Genomic DNA, 15,577 nt, shown 5'->3' with positions numbered 1-15,577 from the left:
CTGCTTTCGTGCGTTGGAAAAAGTCACTGGGCGCTCGATTCCGCGAGCGACGGGTAGTCGGTGTAGCCCGCGGCGCCTCCGCCGTAGAGCGTGGCCGGGTTGAACGCAGCGAGGGGCGCGCCGGTCTTTAGCCGTTCCACCAGGTCGGGGTTGCCGATGAAGGGGCGACCGAAGGCGAACAGGTCGGCCTGGCCCGCGGCCAGACGGGCCTGGGCCAGCGGCAGGTCGTAGCCGTTGTTGGCCAGGTAGGTGTTCTTGAAGCGGGTGCGCAGGGCGTCGAAGTCGAACGGCGCGGCATCGCGCGCGCCGCCCGTGGCGCCTTCGACCACATGCAGGTAGACGATGTCCAGCGCGCTGAGCTGCTCGGCGATGTGGTCGTACTGCGGCTGCGGATCGCTGCAGGAGATGGCGCCGGCCGACGACACCGGCGAGAGGCGCACGCCGGTGCGGTCGGCACCGATTTCCTTGGCCACGGCGGCCGTGACTTCGAGCAGCAGGCGGGCGCGGTTCTCGATGGAGCCGCCGTAGGCGTCGGTCCGGGTGTTGGCGCCGTCCTTGATGAACTGCTCCAAAAGGTAGCCGTTGGCGCCGTGAACCTCGACGCCGTCGAAGCCTGCTGCAAGCGCATTGGCTGCCGCCTGGCGGAAGTCCTCGACGATGCCTGCGATCTCGTCCAGGCGCAGGGCGCGCGGCTCGGAGACGTCGTGGAAGCCGTTGTGCACGAAGGTCTTGGCCGCCGCGCGGATGGCGGACGGGGCGACCGGCGCAGTGCCGCCAGGGCGCAGGTCGACATGCGAGATGCGGCCCACGTGCCACAGCTGCACGAAGATCTTCCCGCCCCTGGCGTGCACGGCCTCGGTCACCTGGCGCCAGCCCTCGATCTGCGCGGGTGTGTACAAGCCCGGCGTGTCCTGGTAGCCCTGGGCGTCGGCCGAGATCTGGGTGGCTTCGGTGATGAGCAGGCCCGCCGAGGCGCGCTGGCCGTAGTAGGTGGCGGCGTGCGCGCTGGGCACCAGGCCGGCGCCCGCACGGTTGCGCGTGAGCGGCGCCATCACGATGCGGTTGGCCAGTTGGAGCGGGCCCAGGGTGTAGGGCTGGAAAAGCGTGGTGTCGGTCATGGGGTGGTGGATCGCGTGGCGAAGGAGAATTGCCGCAATGATGTCGATCATCATCTTTGTCGTCAAGAGTTTTAATGACGATTGACATCAATGTATAGTCACGGCTCCACCGACGGCCCATCCCACGGAGATCGCCGACATGAAAGTCACCAAAGCGCAGGCGCAGGCGAACCGGGCGCACATCGTGCAGACGGCCGCGGCGCTGTTCCGCGAGCGCGGCTACGACGGGGTGGGGATCGCGGACCTGATGGCGGTCGCCGGCTTCACCCATGGCGGGTTCTACAAGCACTTCCCGTCCAAGGCCGACCTGCTGGCCGAGGCGGCGACCTGCGGTTTCGCGCAGGCAGCGGCCAAGGCCGAGGGTGTCGATGCGGCTGCGTTCGTCACGCACTACCTGTCGCGCGAGCACCGCGACGCGCGCGGCGAGGGCTGCACGATGGCCGCGCTGTGCGGGGACGCGGCGCGTCAGCCGGAGCCGATCAAGGCGGCGTTTGCGGCCGGCATCGAAAGCCTGCTGGCAACGCTGGCCAGCCAGTCCGCTGCGCCACAGGACGCCAAGCGCGCAGGCGAGCTGCGCGCCAGGCGCATCGAGGTGATTGCGCAGGTGATCGGCGCGCTGGTGCTGTCGCGGGCCTGCCCTGATGACTCCGCACTCGCCGACGAGATCCTGGATGTCTGCCGTGCTGCGGTGCTGTCGAGGCGGCCGCCCGCCCGGGACGCGTAGCCGACGCACGCCGCGGTCGCGGCATGCCGTTCGCGCACTTGGTGGACCTCCGCCGGCCCGATGGCCCGCCCATGCAGCAGGCCGGACACGCGGCTGCGAAGCCCGGGCGCGGCTCCTTCGGCTGCAGGACCGGCGTTAGGCCCACCGGCCGCCTGTTGCGCTGGATCTGCCTCCTCAGCGGCGACTGCGCGGGGGCATCCGCGCCGCGGTCACAGGTCCATGGAAGAAGGCCATGCCCTGTGCGGACGGGTGCGCGTCAAGTGGCTGTTCTGCAACGAAGGACCGAAGCCAGGTGCTCCGGCAGGGCCGCATCGGGCTGGTGTCCAGCGCCGGGCGCCATGTCGAGCGTGACGGTGGTGCCGAGCTGGCGCAGGTGCGCAGACGCGGCCTGGGCCAGCGCAGCAGGCATCACGGGGTCGGCGTCCCCGTGCAGGACATGGACCGTGGTGTCCGCTCGGCGGTCCTGCAGAGCCCGCGCTGGCAAACCGCCGCCGGCCTGGCCGTGGCAGCCGTCGTTGGCGCCTCGCATGCCGGCGGCGCGACCGGTTGACCGGCGCTGGCGCCTCTCGGACGTCAGCCGCGCGCAGTCGGCCTGGAGAACGCGCGCAGCAGCAAGGCCTTGAGCGGGCCCTTGAGTCGCTCGGTCCGCGCGCCGAGCAGCCACACCACCAGCAGCGGCCCCAGCACGACGGGCAGCATGCGGTGCTGCCACCACCCGAGCCAATGCGCCAGCGCGCCGAAGAACTGCAGCAGCGGGTTGTGGAACAGGTACAGCGCGAACGTGAAGCCGGCCAGGGTGCGGATGCGGCGCTCCAGCCGCTGCGGCACTGGTGCGCCCTCGTGCAGAAGGCGCCGCGCGCCCACGAAATGCAGCGCGACGAGCGCACCCACCACGTAGTTTGCGAGGAAATTCGCCGACCAGCCCAGGTGCAGGCTGGTCGCCTCGCCCAGCCACCGCACTGTGAACGTGGCCAGTGCCTCGGGCATGGCCGAGTAGCGGTACACCAGGTAGCCCGCCAGCGTGCCTGCGCACAGGCAGCCGGCGGCGGCCGGTGCCAGGCGCTGCGCGAGGGGCGTGCGGTAGGCCCACACCCCGGCCAGCCACACCGGCAACAGCAGCATGATCTTGGGACCCATCACAAGCGCGACGAGGCCGCATGCCAGCCAACGCCGGCGCCCCGGCGTGAACAGCCACGCGCCGAACAGCACGTAGTACCAGAACTCGTAGCCGACCGACCAGTACGGCGTGTTGGAGAACGGCTGCAGCGACCAGAACCACAGCTCGTTGGCGAACAGCAGGCTGGCCAGGGTGCGGGCGACCGGATGGTCGTATGCGTACAGCGTGAAGTCGTACAGGCCGGGGGCGAGCTGGATGCCGATGCCGTCGAGCAGCACGGTCAGCCCCAGCGCTGGAACACAGACCGACCACAGCCGCGCCAGCCGCGCCGCCGCGTAGCTGCGTGGGCTGTCGGCCTCGCGCACGGCCACGTGCGCGATCACGAAACCCGACAGCACGAAGAACAGCATCACGGCGTCGTTGCCGAAGATGGCAAAGCGCCAGAAGAACGGCAGCCCACCCGAAAAGCGTTCGAAGCTCGCGTGCAGCATGAACACCGCGAGCGCCGCCACGAAGCGCAGCAGATCCAGATACACCGACAGGCCGCGGCTCACACGTGTTGTCTCCCATTCATGCTGGTGTACCTGGGCGCGCATTGTGACCGAGCCGTGGGCGCCATGGCCTGATCGCCTGGGCGACGAAGCGCGCTTGACCTACATCAGGCGTCGACCCGTGGAGCTAGCATATGGGCCACATCCTTCAGGTCTCCTGGCTTTGCCCATGCCGCTTCGCATCTTCCTTGTGGAAGACAACTTCTTGATTCGCCAGACCATGCAGGAGATGCTGGAAGAAGTGCTGGGCGCACAGGTGGTGGCCTGGGCCGATGGCGAGAACGCCGCCATCGACGCCCTGCGCCATACCGCCTGGGATGTGGCGCTGATCGACCTGTTCCTGAAGCAGGGCTCGGGCCTGGGGGTGGCCAGGGCCCTGGAACGGCGCGATGCCGGGCAGCGCATCTATGTGCTGAGCAACTACGCGACGCCGAGCATCCGCGAGCGTTGCAGTGCCATCGCCATCGACGGCATCTACGACAAATCCACCGAGCTGGACCTGCTGCTGGAGGTCCTCGCGCAGCTGCCGCGCCCGTGAGGGGCGCGGCTCAGGCGGCGGCGCGGCGTGCCTTGAGGCTGGCCACGTAGCTCTCGCGCGTGCCGGCCACGTGCACGCGCATGAGCGCGTCGAAGGCTGCGAAATCGCCGTCGCTGAAATAGGCCAGCAACTGCTGGTGCTGCTCGTAGCCAGCCGGCCGCAGCACGTCGGCCGGGGCCGACAGGTGCGTGCGCAGCGCCGCGATCTTGGCGCCGGCCGTGGCGTAGGCGGCCTGCAGGTAGCTGTTGCCGCAGTGCAGGACGAAGGCCTCGTGCAGCCGTGTGTCGGCGCGGCTGTAGCGCACGCCGTCCTTGCTCTTGCGCGCGGCGGTCATCTCGGCGATGGCGGCCCGGATCTCGGCGATGGTGTCCTCGCGCGCATGGCGGAAGGCCAGCTCGGCGGCGCGCGGCTCGATCAGCATGCGGAATTCGCACAGCGCCTGCACGTCGGCCTCGCTGGCCTCGAACACATAGCTGCCACGCTGCGGCCTGACGGCCACCAGCCCCAACTGCTGCAGCTGGTTGAGCGCCTCGCGCACCGGCGTGCGGCTGACGCCGAACGAGGTGGCGAGCTGCTCCTCCGGAATCATCTCGCCCAGCGCGAACTGGCCGTCGACGATGGCTTCGCGCAGCCGCTGCGCGACCTGGGTCGCCAGCGAACGGGGGGCTTCGATCTTGAAACTGGGTGCGCTCACGGCGCGGTCTCCTGTGGATGCGCCCGTCACGAGAGGGCATCTGAGTCTCGCAGAACAAGCCGGGTTCTCGCCAGGGCCGGGCCATTCTGCCATCAGTGTTTGCACTAGTGCTTTAGTACCTTACATACAAGGATACTTGCCGCCCATGAACACGACCACCACGGCGGGCGCAGACGCGGCCCGCGCCATCGAAGTGCTCACCAGGCTGCGCGACCAGTTGGGCGCGGCCACGGTGCTGATCGGCGCCGACGTGCCCGAGCGCAACAGGAACGACTGGAGCACGCAGCCGCCGACCCATCCGCTGGCGGTGGTCCGCCCGGTGGACGCGGCCGGCGTCTCGGCCGCGCTGCGTGCCTGCCGCGAGGCCTCGCTGCCCGTGGTGCCCCAGGGCGGCCTGACCGGCCTGTGCGGTGGTGCGCGGCCCGAGGACGGCTGGGTCGCGCTGTCGCTCGAGCGCCTGGTGGGCGTGGAGGAGATCGACCCCGACAGCGCCACGATGACCGTGCGCGCCGGCACGCCGCTGGAGGCCGTGCAGCGCGCCGCCAGCGACGCCGGCCTGTACTTCGCGCTGGACCTGGGCTCGCGCGGCTCCTGCGCCATCGGCGGCAACCTGTCGACCAATGCCGGGGGCAACCGTGTGATCCGCTACGGCATGGCGCGCGAGCTGGTGCTGGGCCTGGAGTGGGTGCTGCCCGACGGCACCATCGTCACCAGCTTGAACAAGATGATGAAGAACAACGCGGGCTACGACTTGAAGCAGTTGTTCATCGGCAGCGAAGGCACGTTGGGCATCATCACACGCATCGTGCTCAGGTTGCACCCGCAGCCGGGTTGCACCATGTCGGCGCTGTGCGCGCTGCCGGACTACGCCTCCGTCGTGCGCCTGCTGAACGCCTCGCGCCGTGGCCTGGGCCCGCTGCTGTCGGCCTTCGAGGTCATGTGGCCCGATTACTGGGAAGTCGTGACGAAGCGGGTTGGCGTGCGCCCGCCGGTCGCCGGCGACCATGGTTTCTACGTGCTCGTGGAAGCCCAGGGCACGGACGAAGCCGTCGATGGCCCGCGCTTCGCGGCCTGGCTGGAGCAGTTCGCCGACGGCGGCGGCCTGGCCGACGCGGCGCTGGCCCAGTCCGTGGCCGACACGCAGTCGTTCTGGGCGCTGCGCGACGCCTGCTCGGAGTTCTTCCAGGCCCTCGGCCCCCACGTCTCCTACGACGTGGCGCTCGCGGTGCGCGACATGGACGCCTTCGCCGCCCAATGCAAGGCCGCGCTGCTGGCCCAGATCCCGGGCTGCCAGAGCGTCTACTACGGCCACATCGGCGACGGCAATGTGCACCTGGTGGCCTGGGTGGAGGGCCTGTCCATCGAGGACCAACCCAAGAAGCGCATGGACGAGGTGATCTACAGCACCGTGCGCGACTTCCAGGGCAGCATCTCTGCCGAGCACGGCATCGGCACGGCCAAGAAGCCTTACCTGTCGTACGCGCGCAGCCCCGAGGAGATCGCGCTCATGCGCACGCTGAAGGCCGCGCTGGACCCGCAAGGCCTGCTGAACCCAGGCAAGGTGATCTGATGGACCGCGTGTTCAAGGTGATCGAGGCCGTGCTCGCAGCGCTGCTGCTGGGCATGGTGCTCATGGTGTTCGGCAACGTGCTGCTGCGCTACGCCTTCAACTCCGGCATCCAGGTGTCCGAGGAGCTGTCGCGCTTCTTCTTCATCTGGTTGACCTTCATCGGCGCCATCGTCGCGATGCGCGAGGGCGCGCACCTGGGCATGGACAACTTCGTCAACAAGCTGTCGCGCCGCGGCAAGCTCATCTGCCTCACGCTGTGCCAGGGCCTGACACTGCTGTGCTGCGTGATGATGTTCCGTGGCACCTGGGTGCAGCACGAGATCAACGCCACCACGGCGGCGCCGGTCACAGGCCTGTCCATGATCTGGGTGTTCGGCGTGGCCTACCTGACCGCCATCGCCATCGGCGCGATGGCGCTGCGCACGCTGTGGCGCATCGCGCGCAACGAAATCGCCGACGACGAGCTGGTCGCCATCAGCGAGAGCGAAGAGAACCTGCACCCGACGACCCCGGTGGAGGTCCGGCCATGACCATCGCCGTCTTCACCTTCTCGCTGCTCGGCGCCATGATGCTGGGCCTGCCGATCGCGTTCGCGCTGCTGGTCTGCGGCGCCGCGCTGATGGTGGCGCAGGGGCAGATCGACACCACCATCTTGTCGCAGAAGCTCGTGGAGGGGGCCGACAGCTTCCCGCTGCTGGCGATCCCGTTCTTCATGCTGGCCGGCGAACTCATGAACGCAGGCGGCATCTCCAAGCGCATCGTGCACTTCGCGCTGGCCTGGGTCGGCCACATCCGCGGCGGCCTGGGCGTGGTGGCGATCTTCGCTTCGGTGCTGATGGCCGCCATCTCGGGCAGCGCCGCGGCCGACGCGGCCGCCATCGGCGCGTTGCTGATCCCCATGATGCGCAAGGCCGGCTACAACGTGCCGCGCTCGGCCGGGCTGATCGCCGCCGGCGGCGTGATCGCACCCGTGATCCCGCCGTCCATCGGCCTGATCGTGTTCGGCGTGATCGCCAACGTCTCCATCGGCAAGCTGTTCCTGGCCGGCATCTTCCCGGGCCTCATGATGGGCCTGGCCCTGCTGCTGACCTGGCAATGGGTGGCGCGGCGCGACCAGGTCTCCGTGCTGCCGCGCCAGAGCATGGCGGCGCGTGGCCGGGCCGCGTTCGGCGGCATCTGGGCGCTGCTGATGCCGCTGGGCATCATCGGCGGCCTGAAGTTCGGCGTGTTCACGCCGACCGAGGCCGGCGTGGTGGCCTGCGTCTACGCCTTCGTGCTGGGTGCCTTCGTCTACCGCGAACTGCCGCTGCGCCAGCTCTACCCGCTGCTGGTCTCGGCCGCCAAGAGCACGGCCGTGGTGGTGTTCCTGATCGCCGCGGCGCTGGTCTCGGCCTGGCTGATCACGACCTCGGAGGTGCCGCAGCAGGTCTCGGCGCTGCTGCAGCCCTTCATGTTCAACAAGATCGTGCTGATGTTCGTGATCATGGTGATCGTGGTCATCGTCGGCACGGCGCTGGACTTCGCGCCCACGCTGATGATCCTGACGCCGGTGCTGATGCCGGTGATCAAGGAGGCCGGCATCGACCCGGTCTACTTCGGCGTGCTGTTCATCATGAACAACGCCATCGGCCTGATCACGCCGCCCGTGGGCATCGTGCTGAACGTGATCTGCGGCGTGGCCAAGATCTCGATGAAGGACCTGATGCAGGGGCTGTGGCCCTTCCTGTGGGCCGAACTGGCCGTGCTGTTCCTGCTCGTGCTGTTCCCCGACCTCGTGCTCGTGCCGCTCAAGTGGCTGAGCTGACCCTTTTTCCCACCCTGGAGACATGACCATGACGAACATTTCCCGGCTTGCCCTGACCGCCGTGGCCGGCGCCACCTTGCTGCTGGCCGCCGGCAGCGCCAGCGCCCAGTTCAAGGACCGCAACTTCCGCGTCTCCAATGGCGTGAGCAAGGAGCACCCCATGGGCAACGGCCTGGCGGCCATGGGCGCCTGCACGCTGGAGAAGTCCGGCGGCAAGATGAAGATCCAGGCCTTCTGGGACGGATCGCTGGGCAGCGACCTGACCAGCACGCAGAGCGTGCGCACCGGCTCCATCGACATGGTGCTGACCTCCACCGCGCCGGTGGTCTCCATCGTGCCGGCACTCGGCGTGTTCGACCTGCCTTTCCTGTTCAACACCGCGGCCGAGGCCGACCAGCTGCTGGACGGCAAGGTGGGCGACTGGTTCTCGGCCAAGATGCCGGCCGTGGGCCTCATCAACCTGGCCTGGTGGGAGAACGGCTTTCGCCACACCACCAACTCCAAGCGCCCGATCACCAAGGTCGAGGACTTCGACGGCGTGAAGATGCGCGTGATGCAGAACAACGTGTACCTGGACACCTTCAAGACCCTGGGCAGCAACGCCGTGCCCATGGCCTTCACCGAAGTCTATTCGGCGCTGGAGACCAAGACCGTCGACGGCCAGGAGAACCCGTTCACCAACATCGAGAACATGAAGTTCTACGAGGTGCAGAAGTACCTCACGCTGTCCAAGCACGCCTACAGCCCGACGCTGGTGCTGTTCTCCAAGAAGGTCTGGGACGGCCTGTCGGAGCAGGAACACACCGTGCTCAAGGACTGCGCCGTGGTCGGCCGTGCCGAGCAACGCAAGGCCAACCGCGCCATGGAAGCCAAGAGCGTGGACAACCTGCGCAGCAAGGGCATGGCCGTGAACGAGATCAGCCCGGCCGAGACCGCACGCATCCGCGAGAAGACCAAGGTCATCTACGAGCGCCACGCCAAGGCGATCGGCGAAGAGCCGATCGCGCTGGTCACCGAAGAACTCAAGCGGATCCGTGGGCAATGAGCGGCCTTTTGGAGAGACAGGTCGCCTGGGTCACGGGCGGCGGCAGCGGCATCGGCCTGGCCGGTGCGGTGGACCTGGCCAAGGCCGGTGCGCGCGTCGTGATCTCGGGCCGCGACGCGGCCAAGCTGGACGCGGCCATCGTGGAGGCCGAATCGCGCGGTGCACCGGCGGGCAGCATCACGGCCAAACCCTTGAACGTGGCCGACGCCAAGGCGGTGAACGCCGTGGCGGACGCGATCCAGGCCGAGTTCGGCCGGGTCGACATCCTCGTCAACAGCGCGGGGCTCAACTACCCCAAGCGCTACTGGTGCGACACGGATGCGGAGACCTTCGCCGACGTGGTGGGCATCAACCTGAACGGCGCGACCTACTGCACGCTGGCGGTGCTCAAGGGCATGCGCGCGCGGGGACAGGGCACGGTCATCAACGTGGCCTCGTTCGCGGGCTTCCACTACGAGTACATGACGGGCCCGGCGTACACGTCGAGCAAGGCCGCGATGATGGCGCTCACACACTCCTTCAACATCGAGGAATGCGTGAACGGCCTGCGCGCCACGGCGCTGTGCCCGGGCGAGGTTGCCACGCCCATCCTCAAGAAGCGGCCCGTGCAGCCGACCGAGGCGGACAAGGCGCGCATGCTGCAGGAGGCCGACCTGGGCCGCACCATCCGCTTCATCGCCGAGGCGCCTGCGCATGTGTGCGTCAACGAGCTCGTGATCTCGCCGGTGTGGAACCGCACCTATGTGCAGGACCAGCCACTCACACGCAAGAAGCCCGCATGACCGCACCCTTGGTTGTCGCCGTGACCGGCTCGGGCCAGGGCATCGGCCTGGCCGTGGCGCGCAAGTTCGCCGAGCGCGGCGCGCGCGTGGTCATCTCCGACATCGATGCAGCGCGCTGCGAGCGCGCGGCCGACGAGATCGGCGCGCTGGGCGTGCCGGCCGACGTGACCGATGCGGCGCAATGCCGCCAGCTCGTCGAGCGCATCGTCGCCCAACATGGCCGGCTCGACGTGATGGTCTGCAACGCCGGCATCATGCAGCTCAAGCCCTTCCTCGAACTCGAAGGCGCCGACTGGGACCGCATGCTGGGCGTCAACGTCAAGGGCTGCTTCCTGAGCTTGCAGGCCGCTGTCCGGCAGATGCTGCAGCAAGAGCCACTGGCTGCGGGTCGACCGCGCGGCAAGATCATCACCATGGCGTCCATCGCCGGGCGCCCGGGCGCCGGCCCCATCGCCGCTGTGATCCCGCACTACCGCGCGAGCAAGGCCGCGGTGCTGAGCCTCACGCAGTCGGCCGCCATCGCGTTCGCGCCGCAGCTCACGGTCAACGCGATCTGCCCGGGCCTGGTCGAGAGCGAGATGTGGCGCGGCATGGACCGCGATTGGGGCGCGCTGCAAGGCCTGGGCGAAGGCCAGGTCTGGCGGCAGCGCATCGCCGGCATCCCCATGGGTCGCCCGCAGCGCCCTGAGGACGTGGCCGACGTCGCGACCTTCCTGGCAGCGCCAGAATCCGACTACATGACGGGCCAGGCCATCAATGTCGATGGCGGTCTCATGATGAGTTGAACCCATGCACCACCCCGCAGCCACACTCAAGAACCTGCTTGCCAGCGGCACCATCGTCCAGGCACCTGGCGCCTACGACGGCCTGAGCGCCCGCCTGGTCGAGCGCGCCGGCTTCCCCGCCATCTACATGACCGGCTTCGGCGCCACGGCCACGCGGCTGGGCCAGCCCGACATCGGCCTGCTCACGCAGACCGAGATGACCACGCATGCGCGCGACATGGTGCGCGCGGTGGGCATCCCCGTGATCGCCGATGCCGACACCGGCTACGGTGGCCCGTCCAACATCGAGCGCACGGTGCGCGAGTACGTGCAGGCCGGCGTCGCGGCCATCCACCTGGAGGACCAGGTGGCCCCCAAGCGCTGCGGCCAGATGGCCGGCATCCGCCTGATCGACGCGGCCGAGAACGCGCGCCGCCTGCGTTGCGCCGTGCAGGCACGCGGCAATGACGGCCTGCTCATCATCGGCCGCACCGACGCGCTGCCGGCCGCCGGCATCGACGAAGCCGTGGCGCGTGCCCAGCGCTACCAGGACGCGGGCGTGGACCTCGTGTTCGTGGACGGCATCAAGACCGTGGCCGAAGTCGAGGCCGTCGGGCGCCGCGTGGCCGGACCCAAGGTCGTCTCCATCGTCGACGGCACGCCGGCCGTGGCGCTCACGGCGGCCGAGCTGCAGGCCATGGGCTTCTCCATCGTGTTCTACGCCGTCACGGCCCTGTTCAGCGCCGCGCGCGCCGTGCAGGAGTCGCTGGCCGCCCTGCACGCCGGCGGCACGCCGGGCGCGCTGGCGCAGCCCGGCCTGTCCTATGCCGCCTTCGCCGACACCGTCGGCCTGTCACACCACCAGCAGCTGGACGAACAGTTCGGCGGCGCCGCCTGATTCCACCGACCCGAAAGTCACCCATGAGCACCTCTGTTTCCCATGCCGGCATCTGGCCCGCACTGCTGACGCCCCTGAACGCCGACCTCAGCATCGACATCCCCAAGTTCGCCAAACACGCGAAGGCCTTGATCGACGGCGGCTGCGCCGGCGTGACGCCCTTCGGCACCACGGGCGAGGGCCCCTCGTTCACGGTGGCCGAGCGCCGCGCCGCGCTGGAGGGCCTGATCGCCGGTGGTGTGCCGGCCGAGCGCATCCTGGTTTCGACCAGCTGCGCCGCGCTGCCCGACACGCTGGAGCTGACGCGCCACGCCTTGTCGGTGGGCGCCACGCGCTGCCTGATCCTGCCGCCGTTCTTCCTGAAGGGCGTGCCCGACCAGGGCATCATCGATTCCTACCGCTACGTGATCGACGGCGTGGCCGACGCCCGCCTGCGCGTGGTGCTGTACCACATCCCCCAGGTCTCGGGCGTGCGCCTGTCGCACCAGGTCATCTCCACGCTGCGCCTGCTGTACCCGGACACCATCGTCGGTTTGAAGGACAGCGGCTGCACGCGCGCCGACTCCATCGCCTATGCCGAAGCCTTCATGCCCGGCATGCAGGTCTGGGTCGGCAACGAGCCCGACCTGCCCACCATGGGCGCGCGCGGCAGCCTGGGCGCGGTGAGCGGCATCGCCAACGTGATGCCGCACCTGGTCGGCCGCCTGGCGCTGGCGCAGGGCGACGAGGCCGCGCAGCGCGATTTGCAGCGCGTGCGCGCCTTCCTGGACATCCTGGGCGGCTACGGCATGACGGCCGCGTTCAAGGCCATCATGGCCATCCTGGACAACGACGCCGGCTGGCGCCGTGTGCGTCCGCCGCTGGTGGTGCTGGACGAGGCCGAGCTGGCGCGCATCGAAGCGCAGATGGCCGCCTTCGCGCTCGACAGCAGCAAGGACTGATCCCCATGGTGGATGTCGTCTGCATCGCCAGCTGGAATGCCGACCTGGTGTCGCGCGTGGCGCGGCCCATGGCGCGCGGCGAGACCGTGCTGGCGCGTTCCTTCGACATCAGCCCGGGCGGCAAGGGTTCGAACGCGGCCGTGGCCTGCGCACGCCAGGGCGCACGCACGGCTGTGGTCGCGCGCATCGGCCGCGACGACTTCGGCCGCATGGGCCTGGACCTCTGGGCGCGTGAAGGCATCCTGACCACGCACGTGGAACAGGTGGACGGCGAACGCAGCGGCGTGGCGCAGATCCTCGTGTTCGACGACGGCGACAACAGCATCGCGGTGGCGCCGGGCGCGGGCGTCGGCCTGGGCGCAGCCCAGGTGCAGGCCGCGCAGGCCACGATCGCAGGGGCCCGCGTCGTGATCGCCTCCAACGAGGTGCCGCAGGCCGCCACGCTGGCGGCCTTCCGCATCGCGCGCGCGGCCGGCGTGACCACACTGCTGAATCCCGCACCGGCGGCCGCGCTGCCGGACGAACTGCTGGGCCTGACCGACCTGCTGACGCCCAACGAAACCGAGCTGCGCAGCCTGGCAGACCTGCCGCCCGACGCGCCGCTGGAGCAGGGCGCGCAGCGCCTGCTGGCCTGCGGCGTCGGCGCCGTGCTGGCCACGCTGGGTGCAGACGGCTGCCGGCTCTGGCGCCCGGGTGCCGCAGCGCTGTCCATCCCGGGCTGGCGCATGGACGCCGTGGCCGACACCATCGGCGCTGGCGACACCTTCAATGGCGCACTGGCCGCGGCGCTCGCACGCGGCCTGCCGCTGGAGCACGCCATGCAGCGGGCCAATGCGGCGGCGGCGCTGTCGGTGGCGGGGCAGGGCGCCATCGGCGGGATGCCGACGGCAGCTGCCGTGGACGCACTGCTCGCACGCTGATCCCGGCCAGGCCGGCGCGCCTGGCACGCTCCCTGCACTTGCCCCTCCATTCGCCGGCAGCCCTGCCCGCGCAGGCACCGTCCCGGTGACTGCGCACCAGTCCGGCCCGGGAGCGCGCCCCAGATTGGGGATACTCACGGGTTAATCTGTATATACAGGTCTGCTCAAGCGAATGAGACTGCGCCGCGCGTGCCCTTCCCCGGGTGCCACCGGCAAAACGGAAGCATTCCGAAGCGTTCAACCCCAACCAGGAGGGCCGCATGGCCAAAACAGTTTTCTCCAAGATCGCCACCGTGCTGGCCGCAGGCGCGCTGGCCGCTGTGGCCCAGGGCGCGGCGGCCCAGACCAAGGTCGTGATCGGCATGTCCGGCTGGACCGGCTTCGCGCCGCTGACGCTGGCCGACAAGGCCGGCATCTTCAAGAAGAACGGGCTGGACGTGGAGATCAAGATGATTCCGCAGAAGGACCGCCACCTGGCCCTGGCCTCCAAGTCCATCCAGTGCGCCGCCACCACCGTGGAGACCCACGTGGCCTGGAACACCAACGGCGTGCCCATCGTGCAGATCGTGCAGTTGGACAAGTCCTACGGCGCCGACGGCATCGCCGTGCGCAACGACATCAAGACCTTCGCCGACCTCAAGGGCAAGACCGTGGCGGTGGACGCACCCGGCACCGCGCCGTACTTCACGCTGGCCTGGCTGCTCAGCAAGAACGGCATGAGCATCAAGGACGTCAAGACCGTCACGCTGGCGCCGCAGCCGGCCGCCCAGTCCTTCGTGACCGGCCAGAACGATGCCGCCGTGACCTACGAGCCCTACCTCTCGACCGTGCGCGACAACGCCGCCGCCGGCAAGATCCTGGCGACCACGCTGGACTTCCCGCACATCCAGGACACGCTGGGCTGCGCGCCCGATTTCCTGAAGGCCAACCCCGCCGCCGCCAAGGCGCTGGTGGATTCGTACTTCCAGGCCCTGGACATGATCAAGAGCGATACGGCCAAGGCCAACGAGATCATGGGTGGCGCGGTCAAGCAGACCGGCGAGGCCTTCGCCAAGTCCGCAAGCTTCCTGCGCTGGCAGGACAAGGCGGCCAACCAGAAGTTCTTCGCCGGTGAGCTGGAGACCTTCATGAAGGAGGCCGCGGTGATCCTGCAGGAGGCCGGCGTGATCCGCAAGCAGCCCGACAACTGGGCCGCCATGTACGACGCCAGTTTCATCAAGTAAGCCATGGCCGGCGACACCACCCGCGTTCTTCCCTCGGCGGTGCCAGCGGCCCAGGCGGCGCCTGCGCGCCGGCGCCGCGGCATGGTGCCGCTGGAGCCTGTCAGCGCGCAGGCCCGCTGGCTGCTGGGCCTGGCGTTCTTCGTGCTGTTCGTGGCCGTCTGGGCGTTCTTCACGCTCGGTGGCTTCGTCTCGCCGACCTTCCTGGCCAGCCCCATCACCATGGTGCAGGAGGCCTGGCTGCTGTTCACCGAGTACGGCTTCATCCACGACATCGGCATGACGGTGTGGCGCGTGCTGGGCGGCTTCATCCTGGCGGCCGTCGTCGCCGTGCCGCTGGGCATCGCGATGGGCGCCTACAAGCCAGTCGAAGCCTTCCTCGAACCCTTCGTCTCGTTCTGCCGCTACCTGCCGGCCTCGGCCTTCATCCCGCTGCTGATCCTGTGGGCCGGCATCGGCGAGACGCAGAAGCTGCTCGTGATCTTCATCGGCTCGGTGTTCCAGATCATCCTGATGGTGGCCGTCACCGTGGGCGGTGCGCGCAAGGACTTGGTAGAAGCCGCCTACACGCTGGGCGCCGACAGCCGCGGCATCGTGCGCCGCGTGCTGATCCCGGGCGCCGCGCCCGGCATCGCCGAGACGCTGCGCCTGGTGTTGGGCTGGGCCTGGACCTATGTGATCGTGGCCGAGCTGATCGGCTCGTCCTCGGGCATCGGCCACATGATCACCGACAGCCAGGCGCTGCTGAACACCGGCCAGATCATCTTCGGCATCATCGTGATCGGCCTGATCGGGCTGGTCTCCGACTTCATCTTCAAGGCGGTCAACCGCAAGCTGTTCGCCTGGGCGTCGCTATGAATATGAACCCCCACGCTCGGCACTCCGTGTCCT

The 15,577-nt window shown here is 69.1% G+C and carries 17 protein-coding genes; 13 read left to right on the top strand and 4 right to left on the bottom strand.

The features are described from left to right. Positions 1-23 precede the first annotated feature (23 nt). Positions 24-1,118, bottom strand: a complete 1,095-nt coding sequence (locus ASF45_RS11630) for an alkene reductase (RefSeq protein WP_056661817.1) — start codon at positions 1,116-1,118, stop codon at positions 24-26. Between the two features lie 139 nt (positions 1,119-1,257). Here ASF45_RS11630 and ASF45_RS11625 point away from each other — a divergent pair, with 139 nt between their 5' ends. Continuing rightward, positions 1,258-1,842, top strand: coding sequence for a TetR/AcrR family transcriptional regulator (locus ASF45_RS11625; protein ID WP_056661816.1), 585 nt, complete (start codon positions 1,258-1,260; stop codon positions 1,840-1,842). A gap of 256 nt (positions 1,843-2,098) precedes the next feature. Here the strand turns inward: ASF45_RS11625 and ASF45_RS35220 are convergent, their stop codons facing one another. Further along, on the bottom strand, positions 2,099-2,371 hold the full coding sequence (locus ASF45_RS35220; RefSeq protein WP_156472968.1) for a hypothetical protein: 273 nt from the start codon (positions 2,369-2,371) through the stop codon (positions 2,099-2,101). Positions 2,372-2,415: 44 nt separating this feature from the next. Beyond that, positions 2,416-3,513: an acyltransferase gene (locus ASF45_RS11615; protein ID WP_056661810.1), complete on the bottom strand. Its 1,098-nt coding sequence runs from the start codon at positions 3,511-3,513 to the stop codon at positions 2,416-2,418. A 166-nt stretch (positions 3,514-3,679) separates the two neighbouring features. Here ASF45_RS11615 and ASF45_RS11610 point away from each other — a divergent pair, with 166 nt between their 5' ends. Then, positions 3,680-4,048: a response regulator gene (locus ASF45_RS11610; protein ID WP_056661807.1), complete on the top strand. Its 369-nt coding sequence runs from the start codon at positions 3,680-3,682 to the stop codon at positions 4,046-4,048. A gap of 10 nt (positions 4,049-4,058) precedes the next feature. On the opposite strand, the gene ASF45_RS11605 is transcribed toward ASF45_RS11610, so the two are convergent. Continuing rightward, positions 4,059-4,742 carry a GntR family transcriptional regulator gene (locus tag ASF45_RS11605; protein ID WP_056661804.1) on the bottom strand — a complete coding sequence of 228 codons (684 nt, stop codon included), beginning with the start codon at positions 4,740-4,742 and terminating at the stop codon, positions 4,059-4,061. 145 nt (positions 4,743-4,887) lie between these two features. Here ASF45_RS11605 and ASF45_RS11600 point away from each other — a divergent pair, with 145 nt between their 5' ends. From ASF45_RS11600 to ASF45_RS11550, 11 genes are all read left to right on the top strand, one after another. After that, entirely contained in the window at positions 4,888-6,312 is a 1,425-nt protein-coding gene (locus tag ASF45_RS11600; RefSeq protein ID WP_056661801.1) for an FAD-binding oxidoreductase, read from the top strand. Then, positions 6,312-6,842, top strand: a complete 531-nt coding sequence (locus ASF45_RS11595; protein ID WP_056661798.1) for a TRAP transporter small permease — start codon at positions 6,312-6,314, stop codon at positions 6,840-6,842. Before ASF45_RS11600 ends, ASF45_RS11595 begins: the two co-directional genes overlap by 1 nt. Then, positions 6,839-8,116 carry a TRAP transporter large permease gene (locus tag ASF45_RS11590; RefSeq protein WP_056661795.1) on the top strand — a complete coding sequence of 426 codons (1,278 nt, stop codon included), beginning with the start codon at positions 6,839-6,841 and terminating at the stop codon, positions 8,114-8,116. Before ASF45_RS11595 ends, ASF45_RS11590 begins: the two co-directional genes overlap by 4 nt. A 28-nt stretch (positions 8,117-8,144) precedes the next feature. Continuing rightward, positions 8,145-9,161 carry a TRAP transporter substrate-binding protein gene (locus tag ASF45_RS11585; RefSeq protein ID WP_156472967.1) on the top strand — a complete coding sequence of 339 codons (1,017 nt, stop codon included), beginning with the start codon at positions 8,145-8,147 and terminating at the stop codon, positions 9,159-9,161. Next, positions 9,158-9,943, top strand: a complete 786-nt coding sequence (locus tag ASF45_RS11580) for an SDR family oxidoreductase (RefSeq protein ID WP_056661788.1) — start codon at positions 9,158-9,160, stop codon at positions 9,941-9,943. Before ASF45_RS11585 ends, ASF45_RS11580 begins: the two co-directional genes overlap by 4 nt. Next, positions 9,940-10,728 (top strand): SDR family NAD(P)-dependent oxidoreductase, encoded by a 789-nt coding sequence (locus ASF45_RS11575; protein ID WP_056661785.1) that lies wholly within the window; start codon positions 9,940-9,942, stop codon positions 10,726-10,728. Before ASF45_RS11580 ends, ASF45_RS11575 begins: the two co-directional genes overlap by 4 nt. Before the next feature lie 4 nt (positions 10,729-10,732). Next, the gene (locus tag ASF45_RS11570; protein ID WP_056661782.1) at positions 10,733-11,605 is read left to right on the top strand and encodes an oxaloacetate decarboxylase; all 873 of its coding nucleotides are present in this window, start codon (positions 10,733-10,735) and stop codon (positions 11,603-11,605) included. Positions 11,606-11,628: 23 nt separating this feature from the next. After that, on the top strand, positions 11,629-12,546 hold the full coding sequence (locus tag ASF45_RS11565; RefSeq protein WP_056661780.1) for a dihydrodipicolinate synthase family protein: 918 nt from the start codon (positions 11,629-11,631) through the stop codon (positions 12,544-12,546). Positions 12,547-12,551: 5 nt separating this feature from the next. Further along, complete coding sequence (locus ASF45_RS11560) at positions 12,552-13,466, top strand: ribokinase (protein WP_056661776.1); 915 nt, start codon at positions 12,552-12,554, stop codon at positions 13,464-13,466. Positions 13,467-13,726: 260 nt separating this feature from the next. Continuing rightward, a complete protein-coding gene (locus ASF45_RS11555) occupies positions 13,727-14,689 on the top strand; it encodes an ABC transporter substrate-binding protein (protein ID WP_056661773.1) in 963 nt (320 codons plus the stop codon). Between the two features lie 81 nt (positions 14,690-14,770). Beyond that, the gene (locus tag ASF45_RS11550; RefSeq protein WP_235580885.1) at positions 14,771-15,544 is read left to right on the top strand and encodes an ABC transporter permease; all 774 of its coding nucleotides are present in this window, start codon (positions 14,771-14,773) and stop codon (positions 15,542-15,544) included. Positions 15,545-15,577: the final 33 nt, after the last annotated feature.

This window comes from Pseudorhodoferax sp. Leaf265, assembly GCF_001422365.1.
In the GTDB taxonomy this organism is placed as follows: domain Bacteria; phylum Pseudomonadota; class Gammaproteobacteria; order Burkholderiales; family Burkholderiaceae_C; genus Pseudorhodoferax.
This window is presented reverse-complemented; position numbering and strand designations above follow the sequence as displayed.

Bases quoted from the DNA above. Each gene is read 5' to 3' on its own strand.
- ASF45_RS11630 (WP_056661817.1), bottom strand. From the start codon at position 1,118: ATGACCGACACCACGCTTTTCCAGCCCTACACCCTGGGCCCGCTCCAA.
- ASF45_RS11625 (WP_056661816.1), top strand. From the start codon at position 1,258: ATGAAAGTCACCAAAGCGCAGGCGCAGGCGAACCGGGCGCACATCGTG.
- ASF45_RS35220 (WP_156472968.1), bottom strand. From the start codon at position 2,371: ATGCGAGGCGCCAACGACGGCTGCCACGGCCAGGCCGGCGGCGGTTTG.
- ASF45_RS11610 (WP_056661807.1), top strand. From the start codon at position 3,680: ATGCCGCTTCGCATCTTCCTTGTGGAAGACAACTTCTTGATTCGCCAG.
- ASF45_RS11600 (WP_056661801.1), top strand. From the start codon at position 4,888: ATGAACACGACCACCACGGCGGGCGCAGACGCGGCCCGCGCCATCGAA.
- ASF45_RS11595 (WP_056661798.1), top strand. From the start codon at position 6,312: ATGGACCGCGTGTTCAAGGTGATCGAGGCCGTGCTCGCAGCGCTGCTG.
- ASF45_RS11590 (WP_056661795.1), top strand. From the start codon at position 6,839: ATGACCATCGCCGTCTTCACCTTCTCGCTGCTCGGCGCCATGATGCTG.
- ASF45_RS11585 (WP_156472967.1), top strand. From the start codon at position 8,145: ATGACGAACATTTCCCGGCTTGCCCTGACCGCCGTGGCCGGCGCCACC.
- ASF45_RS11580 (WP_056661788.1), top strand. From the start codon at position 9,158: ATGAGCGGCCTTTTGGAGAGACAGGTCGCCTGGGTCACGGGCGGCGGC.
- ASF45_RS11575 (WP_056661785.1), top strand. From the start codon at position 9,940: ATGACCGCACCCTTGGTTGTCGCCGTGACCGGCTCGGGCCAGGGCATC.
- ASF45_RS11570 (WP_056661782.1), top strand. From the start codon at position 10,733: ATGCACCACCCCGCAGCCACACTCAAGAACCTGCTTGCCAGCGGCACC.
- ASF45_RS11565 (WP_056661780.1), top strand. From the start codon at position 11,629: ATGAGCACCTCTGTTTCCCATGCCGGCATCTGGCCCGCACTGCTGACG.
- ASF45_RS11560 (WP_056661776.1), top strand. From the start codon at position 12,552: ATGGTGGATGTCGTCTGCATCGCCAGCTGGAATGCCGACCTGGTGTCG.
- ASF45_RS11555 (WP_056661773.1), top strand. From the start codon at position 13,727: ATGGCCAAAACAGTTTTCTCCAAGATCGCCACCGTGCTGGCCGCAGGC.
- ASF45_RS11550 (WP_235580885.1), top strand. From the start codon at position 14,771: ATGGTGCCGCTGGAGCCTGTCAGCGCGCAGGCCCGCTGGCTGCTGGGC.